Source organism: Paenibacillus sp. LPE1-1-1.1, from assembly GCF_040676435.1.
Classification (GTDB): domain Bacteria; phylum Bacillota; class Bacilli; order Paenibacillales; family Paenibacillaceae; genus Pristimantibacillus.
This window is the reverse complement of the sequence record NZ_JBEGHY010000044.1, coordinates 220,267-231,950: the sequence shown is the minus strand read 5'-3', so window position 1 is coordinate 231,950 and position 11,684 is coordinate 220,267. Positions and strand designations below refer to the sequence as shown.

Sequence of the window (11,684 nt, the reverse complement as noted above, 5' to 3'; positions counted from 1 at the left end):
GTTAGAACCACGGGGGTAGTGGGTAATATAGGGTAGATACGTCTAAGGAGGTAATCAAAATGGATAACGCTCGCGAACGCGATAAAGAGCATTCGAACAGTCTGGCGACGGAAAAAGATATCGATCCTTCCTTCGGTTTGTTTACGGAAGAGACGCGGGAAGGCGCTGTACCGGATGCGGCGGAGCTCCTGTCGAAGCAGCATCCGCGCGAGAATGCCCATGTGCATGAATCGCATATTCCGGCTGCAATCGAATCGTATGATGAGGTGGATACCGCTGAGGAAATTTCAGAGGAGCTTGCCGCCGTTCCGGATGCGGACGTGATTGCGAAGGATAGCCCGGTCGATCCGGCATCTCCTGGCGATGAATTTCACGGCACGGACCTGCTGAACGGCGTTGGCAACCATCCTGAGGAAGAAACCGGAGAGCTTTAATTAACAGGACGATACGGCTCCTTAACGAAAGATAGAGAAGCACCTTCAATGCCATTTGCGCAAATGGCATTGAAGGTGCTTCTTTTGTCTGGCTGGTCATTAGATACGGCGCTTGTGGTACAATTGAGGAACAAATGTTCTTTATGGGAGCGATCGAGAAGAGATTATGCTAAATAAGGATACGGTTACGATATCGGTGAGGCATTTGGTCGAATACGTGTTTTTAAGCGGAAGCATCGACGTAAGACTGAATGCGATAGATACGATGCACGAGGGGACGAAAGCGCATCAGAGAGTACAGCGGACCTATGGGGAAGAGGACCGGAAGGAGGTCTATGTAAAGGCGGAGATTGCGGTCGATGAGCTGCTGTTTACGCTTGACGGGCGCTGCGACGGGCTGCTCGGAACAGAACCGCTGCTTACCGTGGATGAGATTAAATCGACCGGCGGCGACTTGGAGCGAATAACGGAAGACGGGTATCCCGTACACTGGGCGCAGGCTCAGTTCTATGCCTATATGTATGCGAAGGAGCATGGGCAGGAGGCAATGCGCGTGCAGCTGACTTATGTCCAGACGGAGACGGAGGAAGAACGGCGCTTCTTGCGGGAGGTCAGCTTCGCCGAGCTGGAGCAGTATGTCCATGAGATCGCTGCGAGGTATGCCCCTTACGTCCGGCAGCGCCGAAGGCATGAGCAGGCCCGGAACGAGAGCATCCGCGGGCTTGCTTTTCCGTTTGAGACGTACCGGGCGGGGCAGCGGAAGCTGGCGGGTGCGGTATACAAGTCGATTGAAGAGGGCGTACGTTTGTTTGCGAAGGCGCCTACGGGCATCGGGAAGACGATATCAACGACCTATCCGGCCATCAAAGCGATGGGTGCAGGCATGCTCCAGCGGTTTTATTATTTGACGGCGCGGACGACGACGAGAGCTGCGGCCGAGGACGCGCTGCTTTTTATGAAGAGCAAAGGACTGCATTTGCAAGCCGTGACGATAACGGCTAAAGATAAGATCTGCTTCCAGGAGGAGGTGCGCTGCGAGAAGGAGCACTGTCCTTACGCCGAGGGGTATTATGACCGGATTAACGGCGCGGTGCTGGATATTCTGGAACAGGAAACGGTGATGACAAGGCCGGTTATTGAAGCCTATGCCCATAAGCATCGCGTATGCCCGTTTGAATATTCGCTGGATTTGGCCTATGCGGCGGATGCGGTTATCTGTGATTATAATTATATATTTGATCCGCGCATCTCCTTCAAGCGTCAATATGCGGAGATGAAGAAGCGGACGGCGCTGCTTGTGGACGAGGCGCATAATCTGGTCGACCGGGCAAGGGAGATGTTCTCTGCAGAGCTGGCGAAGGCTCCGTTCCTAGCGCTGCAGCGCGAGCTTAAAGGAGTGCATGGCGAGGGCTTCCGCACGGCGAAGGCCGTGAACGATTATTTCATTGCCCTGCGCAAAAGCAGCGACGGCGCGCCCCACATGGTCGAGAGGCAGCTGCCGGAGGAGCTGGTCGCGCTTGTCGATGCCTTCGCATCGGCCGCGGAACAGGCGCTTGCGGCCGGCGTAAGCGGCGGCGGGCTGCTGCTGGATACTTATTTTGCGGCGCAAAATTTTATGCGTACAGCGAAGTTGTTCGATGACCGCTATGTCGTATACACCGAGCTCACGAAAAGCGATGTTCGGCTGAAGCTGTTTTGCCTGGACCCCTCGCAGCTGCTGAAGCAGATGGGGAAAGGCTACCGGTCGCATATTTATTTCTCTGCGACCCTCTCGCCGGTGTCCTATTACATGGACATGCTGGGGGCGGGAGAGGATGATTATACGCTGGCGGTACCCTCGCCTTTCTCGAAGGATCAGCTTAACGTAATGGTCAAACCGCTGTCGACCCGCTATCATGACCGCGATGAATCGAAGCTGCCGATTGCGAAGCTGATTGTGCAGCTCATGGGCGAGCGCCCGGGCAATTATTTCGTGTTTTTCCCATCCTACGCTTACATGAACGCGGTTTACGAGACGTATATGGAGCTTATGGAGTGGTCGGTTCCCGCGGGCGCGGCCTCAGGTGCGGAAGTGCTGCTGCAAAGACCGGATATGACAGAGGAGGAGCGGGATCGCTTCCTGGATACGTTCCAAGCGGGTAACGGGAATTCTTTGATCGGCTTCGCCGTTATGGGCGGCGTATTCTCTGAAGGTGTTGATTTGGCCGGAGACCGCTTGATCGGAGTGATCGTCGTTGGCGTAGGGCTGCCGCAGCTGGGCGTCGAACGGAATATGCTGAAGGATTATTTTAACGGACAGGGCAAGAGCGGCTACGATTACGCGTATGTGTTTCCCGGCATGAACAAGGTGCTGCAGGCGGGCGGCCGCCTAATACGCTCGGAAACCGATCGCGGGACGCTCGTGCTCATTGACGACCGGTATTTACAGCCGCAGTACCAGCGGCTTTTGCCGGAGGAGTGGAAGGGCTGATTACATGGCGGAATCGGATTCCGCTTTGGCGGCTCTTTTTGGAAGCAGCGAAACGGCGCCGAACTTTTTCTCTACGTAAGCCGCGGCTGACAGCGTAAGCAGCAAGCCGAGAAGCGATCCGCAGACGGATAAAGGAATGACCCATAATAACGACGGCTTGGTAAAGAACGGAATGAGCGAAACGGCCAATATCGGAGGCGCATTCCATTTGAATTTGTTAATCAAATATAGAACGCTCAAGAGCGTGAGAAGCAGGGACAGCACGCCGGGATTCCAATAAACGAATACAGATCCGATAAGCGATGAAATGACGGCTCCCAAGGCAATTTTGCTCACTTCGGCTTTCTCGAACGGACGCGAGATGAAGAGCAGGCTGAAGGCGCCCAGTGTAGGGAAAAACAAGGAATGCATAGAAGGAATATGAGAGGAAATCCAGTAAATCATGATGATATAAAAACAGATGGCATAGGTTCTGATCTGCATGCTGCTGGCTCGCCTTCTTTCTTAGTTGGATAAACCGATAACTTTACTCAGCATGTAACATTTTACTCTGGGCATTATCGTACAGTCAATTGCTTAAATGTGACATTTTTAATGACGCCGACCGGATAGCAGCAGGATTTCACGGCAATAAAGCCCATCCGAAAAAATCCGGATGGGCCCTGAAATAAGGAGGAACGGCATGCTTTTGCACAAAGGACAAGTTTTATTTCGCCAAGGGGAAAGCGGACCGCTCTTCCATCTTCGAAGCGGATTGCTAAAGATCGTTCGCGTGCACGAGGACGGCAATCCGTTTCTGGTTAATCTCATCGTGCCCGGAGAAACCATTCCGCATCATTCGTTGATTAGCCCGATGCCCTATCACGGCACGGCGGTAGCGCTCATCACCTGCGAGGTTGACAGCGTATCGCCGCAGCAGTGGTACGGCGAGCTCGAGCGAAATCCGGAGAAGAACCGCGAAATCGCGCTGCTCCTCCAAAGCAAGCTGCGTATGATGCAGCAGCGGATTGATCAATTAACGCAGGTTGCTCCGGCAGATAAGCTGATCAGGCTCCAGCAATGGTTTGCCGTTTATATCGGTCCTATGTCCATTACCGATGTGCTGACGCAGGATGAGATCGGCCAGCTCGTCGGCCTTAGGCGCGAAACGGTCAACAGGCTGCTTCGCGCCCAAATGAAAGAATCCGAGCCGAACTAGCTGGTTGCTGCGGTTTCGAGGCTGGCGGCCGGACCGAAAAATTCGAAATGGGTATCGGCTTCCGGAATTCCCCACTCGCTCAGCGAACGTTTCACGGATGCCATAAAAGGAGTCGGCCCGCAGAAGTAATATTGAGCGTCCGCATCCGGAATGACGGATTGCAGCCATGCCAAGTCGATATACCCTTCCTTGTGGAAGCGCTGCAGCCGGATGTCTTCTTCTGTCGGGTTCTGGTAGCAATAAAACACCGATAGCTGCGGATGCTGGTCTGCCAGCGCATTGACATGGTCTCTCATCGCGTGTACTTCGCCGTTCTGTGCCGCATGGATAAAGATGACCGGCCGCGTGTTATAGCGTTCGGTCAGCGTGTTCAGCATACTGACCATAGGGGTTAAGCCAACGCCTCCGCTAATCAAAACAACGGGACGCTGATCGTCGGTGTTAAGCGTGAAATCACCGGCTGGAGCCGACAGCCATAAGGTCTTGCCTTCCTGCGCGCATTGATGCAAATAGGTGGAAACGGCTCCCGCGGAGCGGTCCTGACAAGCATCCTCGCGTTTTACCGATATGCGGTAATAGGGCTTGCCGGGCGAATCGGACAGGCTGTACTGCCGGATTTGCGTATGCTCGGCGCCTTCGATTTGGAGCTTCACGCTCACGTATTGTCCGGGAATAAAGCTGGCGATGTCGCCGCCGTCCTCCGGAACCAAATAGAAAGAAGAAATAACCTCGCTCTCCTTGACGACCCGCTCCACCCGGAACGGGCGGAAGCCCTCCCAGCCGCCTAGCTGCGTACGCGCAGCCTCGTACATTTCCTGCTCAATGCTAATAAATGCATCCGCAATGATGCCGTAAGCTTCTGCCCACGCATTTAAAATTTCATCCGTAGCCGCATCCCCGAGCACTTCCTTGATGGCCTTGAGCAAATAGGTTCCGACAATCGGATAATGCTCCGGCTTAACGCCCAGGCTGCGATGCTTATGCCCGATTTGCTTCACGACCGGGATAATGGCCGCTAGATTATCGATATGCACTGCGGCTGCGTAAACCGCGTTAGCTAACGCGGTCTGTTGTTTGCCTTGCTTTTGGTTTGCGTGATTGAAAATGTTCAAGAGCTCGGGATGGTTCGTGAACAGCAGCTCATAAAAGCGTTTCGTAATCGCGACGCCGTGAACCTCTAATACGGGAACCGTAGATTTAATGATTTGAACCGAATTCGCGCTTAACATGATGAATCCCTCCACTGTCTATTGGCGCCATGCGGGATGGAACGGGCTGATCCGTTCTCGCCGCGCCTTATCGAATAACCCAAGTATAGCCGCGTAAGAACCTTCCCTTTGTGATCTAAATCACAGTAAACGGGAACGATTTGTGACGCGGATCTGCTTCTCATGAGAGGGAATGCGCTTTTCAGCACTAACACGAATGGAACCGCAGCTTGGTAATGTTTGATTATAGGAAAAGTATACCCAAACGCGGGGTTGACAGTCATTTCCACGAATGGTAAAGTGACAATTAGAATTTATCGAGAGGAGGATTACGATCCATGAATACAAACATCCACTTTAATGCAAATGCAGCAATGAACCATCGTTTGGACATGAATAACGTAATCCATCCGCGCGTCGTTTTACTTTGATTAAGGGTATTCCCATCATCAAAGGCGCATGGTTACGTCATCGTAATCATGCGCCTTTTCTATGCCCGTGAGGCAGGACTGCCATGCAGCCGTGCCTTACGCAGAGAAGAAGCGTGTCGTTACGGCGACACGCTTCTTTTTTTTGCAACTAGGGGAGCAGCTGCCGCCATGTGCACATGCCGAGGGAATAAACAGAAGGTAAACGAGAATGGGTTGGATAACGGAAGGTGTGGTAGAGAAGGATGTTCAGTGTACTCAAAAAACTAAGCTGGTTTTTCAAAATGAACTGGAAGCGTTATACCGTGGCTATTTCACTTCTTATTTTAACGGGATTTATTGATGTCATACCGCCGTGGCTGATCGGCTATACGATTGACGGCATCCATCAGGACCAGCTCGGGCAGGCCGAGTTTAACCGCGTGCTGTACGGCTGGACCTTGCTTACGGTTGTGGGTTATATCATAACGTACATATGGCATTATAAGCTGTTTGGCGGGGCATTTGTGCTGGAGAAGCTGCTTCGTTCGCGTTTGATGGGGCATTTTCTTCGCATGACTCCGACCTTTTACGAACGTAACCGGACGGGCGACCTTATGGCGCGCTCTACGAATGACTTGGGTGCGGTAGCGACGACGGCGGGCTTCGGTATTTTGACGCTCATCGACTCGACGCTGTTCATGATTACGATTCTAATCGTAATGGCGGGCTTAATCAGCGTTAAGCTTACGCTCGCCGCCTTATTGCCGCTTCCTCTTATGGCGCTGGCGATGAAGCATTATGGCAAAAAAATTCACGAGCGCTTTATGGATGCGCAGGACGCATTCGGCGAGTTAAACGATCAGGTGCTTGAATCGGTATCCGGCGTGCGGGTCATACGGGCGTTCGTGCAGGAGGAAGCCAACGAGGCGCGCTTTGGCGCCAAAACGAATGATGTGCTGAGCAAAAATATTGCCGTAGCGCGTATCGATGCGCTGTTCGAGCCAACGATGAAAATCCTCGTCGGAACAAGTTATTTGATCGGCCTTTGTTATGGCGGCTATCTCGTATTCCATAACGAAATTACGCTCGGGGAGCTGGTCTCCTTTAACGTATTTCTCGGGATGCTGATTTGGCCGATGTTCGCCATCGGCGAGCTGATTAATATCATGCAGCGGGGCAATGCGTCGCTTGACCGCGTCAATGAAACGCTTGGCTATAAGCCGGACGTTGCCGACGCAAGCTCGCCGGTACAGGTAAGCGGGCCGTCTTCGCTGCAGTTCCGGGAGGTGACGTTCCGTTATCCTTCCTCCGCGGTCGATAACCTGGCGAACGTATCCTTTGCGCTGCGGCAAGGACAGACGCTCGGCATTGTAGGCAGGACCGGGAGCGGCAAGACCACGCTGCTGAAGCAGCTGTTAAGGGAATATCCGCTAGGCCGGGGCGATATCAGCATATCCGGGACAAAGCTGGACAGTTTGAAGATTGATGATTTGCTGGGCTGGATCGGTTATGTGCCTCAGCAGCCGATCCTGTTCTCCAAAACGATTCGCGAAAATATTTTCTTTGGACTCCAAGAGGGTACGGAAGAGGATTTGCAGCGGGCGCTGGAGCGGGCATCGTTCGCGAAGGACATTAAGTTTCTGCCGGATGGGCTGGAGACGATGGTCGGTGAACGTGGAGTGGCGCTTTCCGGCGGCCAAAAGCAGCGTGTCAGCATTGCGCGCGCGCTCATCGCCGACCCGGAAATTCTGCTGATGGACGACGCGTTGTCGGCTGTAGACGGCAAGACGGAGGCTGAAATCATTGAGGGCATCCGTACGGAGAGAGCCGGCAAGACCACGCTTATAACGACGCATCGCTTATCAGCCGTGCAGCATGCCGATTGGATCATCGTGCTCGATGAGGGACGGATCGTGCAGGAAGGCACGCATGAGCAATTGCTGGAGCGCGGCGGGTGGTATCGCGAGCAGTATGACCGCCAGCAGCTGGAGGCCATCATTGAAACGTAATAAACAGGAGGCGTGAAGGGCAATGGGCAATACAGGAAAACGATTGTTTCAATACGCCATGCTTTATAAAAAACCGATCATGCTCGCCCTTTTGCTGCTCGTGCTTGCAGTATGCGCAGAGCTTGCGGGACCGTTTATAGCCAAGCGGATGATTGACCAGAACATTCTCGGCATCGAGAAGAAGTGGCATGAGGTCGAGGGCAAGCAGGACTTCGCCGTTTTTTATAAAGACAAATGGTATAAGCGCGAGGATCATTTTGCTGCAGAGGCTTCCGGGCAGAAGGGCAAAGAGGTTCGCGTGCTGCAGGTGGGCAGGCAGTTTTATTGGCTCGACCAAGCGCTGGCATCGGATGAAGGCAAACGCGTGGTCGAGGGCAATACCCTTACCGTGACAAACAAGGATACGGCGGAGAGTATCTCGTATCCCGTAACGAAGCTCTCCAGGGAAGAGCTTTATGCCTTTTACCAGCCGGAGTTCCCTTCATTAATGAAGCTGGCTGTGATGTATTTCGGTTTTCTGCTGCTGGTCGCCGTATTTACCTACGGTCAGCGGCTGATGCTGCAAACGTCGGCGAACCGCATCGTGCGCAAGATGCGCACCGATATTTTCGCCCATACGCAGCGGCTGCCGGTGAACTATTACGATAATCTGTCGGCGGGCCAGGTCGTATCCCGGGTAACCAACGATACGGAGGCGATTCGCGAGCTTTATGTCGCGGTGCTGGCGAATTTTTTCACAGGCATTATTTATATGGCAGCCATTTACGGCGCATTGTTCTTATTGGATGTGCGATTAGCGCTTGTGGCGCTGCCGCTTGTGCCTATTCTCATCCTCTGGATTATCGTTTACCGGAAGTTCGCGGCGCGGTATAACCGCATTATCCGCTCGAAGCTGAGTGAGATTAACGGGATGATCAATGAATCCATCCAAGGGATGACGATTATCCAAGCGTTCCGCCGTCAGAAAGAGACGACTAAGGAATTCGAAGAAATGAACGAGCATTATTACAAGTATCAAAATAAGCTGCTCAGCCTCAATTCCATTACGTCGCATAATTTGGTTAACGTCGTGCGGAATATCTTGTTCATCATCGTCATTTGGATGTTCTGGGGAGATTCGCTTCGCTCAGCGGTATCGGTCGGCGTGCTGTACGCTTTTGTCGACTATATGAACCGTATGTTTGCCCCGATTGTAGGTATCGTAAATCAGCTCTCGAATTTGGAGACGGCGCGCGTATCGGCAGAGCGGGTGTTTAAGCTGATGGACGAGGAAGGGATCGATGTCGCTCGCGGCAGGATGGAGCGTTACAAAGGCGATGTGAAGTTCGAGGACGTATCCTTTGCCTACAAGCAGGATGAATATGTGCTGAAGCATATTTCCTTCCACGCCCGCCAAGGGGAAACCGTGGCGCTGGTAGGCCACACCGGGTCTGGCAAAAGCTCGATACTGAACTTGCTGTTCCGTTTCTATGATGCAAATGAAGGCAAGATCATTGTGGACGGCATGGATGTTCGCGATATTCCGAAGCAGCTGCTTCGCCAGCATATGGGCATCGTGCTCCAGGATCCGTTCTTGTTTACAGGAACGATTGCGTCCAACATCAGTCTGGATAACCCGGCCATCAGCCGCGGGAAGATCGAGCAATCGTTGCGCGACGTAGGCGCCTATGAAATGTTCAGCCAGCTTCAGGGAGGGATCGATGCGCCGGTTATCGAGAAAGGCAGCACGCTCTCAGCCGGTCAGCGGCAGCTCGTTTCATTCGCCCGGGCGCTGGCCTATGACCCGGCCATCCTTATTCTCGATGAGGCGACAGCGAGCATCGATACGGAGACGGAGGCCATTATTCAAGAGGCGCTCGATGTGCTGAAGAAGGGCCGTACGACATTCGTTATCGCTCACCGCCTGTCGACGATTCGAAATGCCGACCAAATTCTCGTGCTGGACCGCGGCGTGATCGTGGAGCGCGGCAGCCATGACGAGCTTATGGAGCAGCGCGGCAAATATTATGCCATGTACCAGCTGCAATTAGGCGCGGCTTTACCGGCATAGGTTAAATAACAAAAACGGCTAAGCGGAAGTCATTCCCGCATAGCCGTTTTTCTGTTTATTAGGTTTTAAAGCGGCCGATGGCTTCATTCAAGCCGGCAGCCAAATTGCGGAGCTGCTCGGCGGAGCTTGCAACCTCCTGCATCGAGGCAAGCTGCTCTTCCGAAGCGGCTGCAACCCGCTGCGAGTTGCCCGCGGCGTTAGCCGTGATGCCCTCGAGCTCGTCCAGCGACGCGGCGATTTGCTCGCTGCCTGCCGACATTTGCTCCGAAGCGGCAGAAACCTCTTGGACCTGGCTGGATACGTCGCGGATGGACGTGACGATGGAGCGGAATGACTCGCCGGCATGGCTCGTAATGCTTGAGCCTATGCGTGCGGCTTCTACCGATTGCTCCATCGACGAGACGGCTGTTGAGGTATGGCTGCCGATGCTGTGCAGAATAGCGGCAATTTGCTCCGAGGATTCCTTGGAGCGCTCAGCCAGCTTGCGGATTTCATGGGCAACGACGGCAAAGCCTTTTCCGTGCTCGCCCGCGCGTGCGGCTTCAATAGAAGCATTGAGCGCAAGCAGGTTGGTTTGATTCGCAACATCGCTGATCAACGCCAGGATGCTGCCGATATTATCGCTTTGCTCCTTTAATTCATGCAGAGTCGATACGGTTGCGATGACATTGGATTCGATAGCCTGCATCTGCTGCAGCGTTTGGTCGATGACGGCTTCGCCTTCGGAAGCGAGCGCGGTCGTATCGGCCGCAAGCTCGGATACGGAAGAGGTCGATTCGGCAATCCGCTGAATGCCGATCGTCATTTCTGTCATGGCGCGCTGGCACTCTTGGAAGCTCTGCAGTTGAGTGTCGGAGCCGGAAGCTACCTCTTGAATGGCTTCCGTTACCTCTTCCGTAGCACGCGAAGTTTGTTCCGCGCTTTGCTGCATATTGTACGCCGATCCGGCAACCTCATCGGAGGTTATGCGGATGTTATTGGTCAGCTGGCGCAGGCTGGCGATCATTTCGTTAAAGGCAAGCGATACCTGCGCAATTTCGTTGCCGCCTTTGATAGGCACGGCCAGCGTTAAGTCGCCTTTTGCAGCCAGCGAGGATACTTGAGCCAATCGTTTGAGCGGCTTCAGCGCCAAACGGATTAAGGTAACAATGATGACGATAGCGATAAGGGATAGAATAGCGGCAATTGTAACGCCTTCCCAAAGCATAGTCCGCAGAGCCTCATGAATTTGCTTGAAGTCGACATCCATGCCGAATATGCCGATCAACTTGCCGCTGGGGTCTTTAATTTGAATCAAATACGAGATCCATTCGCCGTATTCGTCGGTAAAAACATCCGTTAGGGCGGATCCCTTTTCAAGTGCTTCATGCATATCTGCGGCAAAATCAGCATTCATTTCATATTCGTCGCCAGCCCCGAGGCCTGCAGCTTGGAGCGCCTCATTGCTTTGCATCATGACCATGAATTCCTTGCCGTCCCGTTCGATAATGTCAGGCATGTACACGTAGGCATTGGTGACAACATCGTTTTTGGTCATGACATCCAGCTGCCGCTTGAGCAGCTCGAAGGTTTCGTTTTTGGTTTCTCTTCCGGCCGTTAATTCATTGAAGCCAAAGGTAAGCAAATCATGCCCGGCCTCGATTTGGTAGCTGAGCGACTCGCCAATCCGTTCAATTTCAGCGAGGTAGGATTTTTTTTGCGTGTTGTACGATAAATACTCTGTAACGCCGATGATCAGAACAAGCAGAAGGGCCAATAGGATGGAGCTGGTAAAGACTAAGCTTCTTTCTTTCATGCGTTTCATGCGGACCACACCTCATAATTATAAGTTAAGATAAGTTATCGTCGAAGTTTGTCGAAAAATGAAGAGGGATTTTCAAATCATTTTTGACCGCTCATGATGCT

The 11,684-nt window shown here is 53.1% G+C and carries 8 protein-coding genes; 5 read left to right on the top strand and 3 right to left on the bottom strand.

The window, feature by feature from the left end:
* Positions 1–59 precede the first annotated feature (59 nt).
* Positions 60–434, top strand: coding sequence for a hypothetical protein (locus MRBLPE1_RS27750; protein WP_364152024.1), 375 nt, complete (start codon positions 60–62; stop codon positions 432–434).
* 166 nt (positions 435–600) lie between these two features.
* On the top strand, positions 601–2,904 hold the full coding sequence (locus MRBLPE1_RS27745; protein WP_364152021.1) for a helicase C-terminal domain-containing protein: 2,304 nt from the start codon (positions 601–603) through the stop codon (positions 2,902–2,904).
* Here the strand turns inward: MRBLPE1_RS27745 and MRBLPE1_RS27740 are convergent, their stop codons facing one another.
* A complete protein-coding gene (locus tag MRBLPE1_RS27740) occupies positions 2,905–3,387 on the bottom strand; it encodes a hypothetical protein (protein WP_364152018.1) in 483 nt (160 codons plus the stop codon).
* Positions 3,388–3,586: 199 nt separating this feature from the next.
* On the opposite strand from MRBLPE1_RS27740, the gene MRBLPE1_RS27735 reads away from it, so the two are divergent.
* The gene (locus MRBLPE1_RS27735; RefSeq protein WP_364152015.1) at positions 3,587–4,102 is read left to right on the top strand and encodes a Crp/Fnr family transcriptional regulator; all 516 of its coding nucleotides are present in this window, start codon (positions 3,587–3,589) and stop codon (positions 4,100–4,102) included.
* Here the strand turns inward: MRBLPE1_RS27735 and hmpA are convergent.
* Entirely contained in the window at positions 4,099–5,331 is a 1,233-nt protein-coding gene (gene hmpA / locus MRBLPE1_RS27730; RefSeq protein WP_364152013.1) for an NO-inducible flavohemoprotein, read from the bottom strand. The two genes, MRBLPE1_RS27735 and hmpA, sit on opposite strands and share 4 nt — an antisense overlap.
* Before the next feature lie 652 nt (positions 5,332–5,983).
* Between hmpA and MRBLPE1_RS27725 the strand changes: the two genes are divergently transcribed.
* A complete protein-coding gene (locus MRBLPE1_RS27725; protein WP_364152011.1) occupies positions 5,984–7,729 on the top strand; it encodes an ABC transporter ATP-binding protein in 1,746 nt (581 codons plus the stop codon).
* Between the two features lie 22 nt (positions 7,730–7,751).
* On the top strand, positions 7,752–9,779 hold the full coding sequence (locus MRBLPE1_RS27720; RefSeq protein WP_364152009.1) for an ABC transporter ATP-binding protein: 2,028 nt from the start codon (positions 7,752–7,754) through the stop codon (positions 9,777–9,779).
* Between the two features lie 58 nt (positions 9,780–9,837).
* Here MRBLPE1_RS27720 and MRBLPE1_RS27715 read toward each other — a convergent pair whose 3' ends face one another.
* Entirely contained in the window at positions 9,838–11,583 is a 1,746-nt protein-coding gene (locus tag MRBLPE1_RS27715) for a methyl-accepting chemotaxis protein (protein WP_364152007.1), read from the bottom strand.
* Between the last annotated feature and the right edge of the window lie 101 nt (positions 11,584–11,684).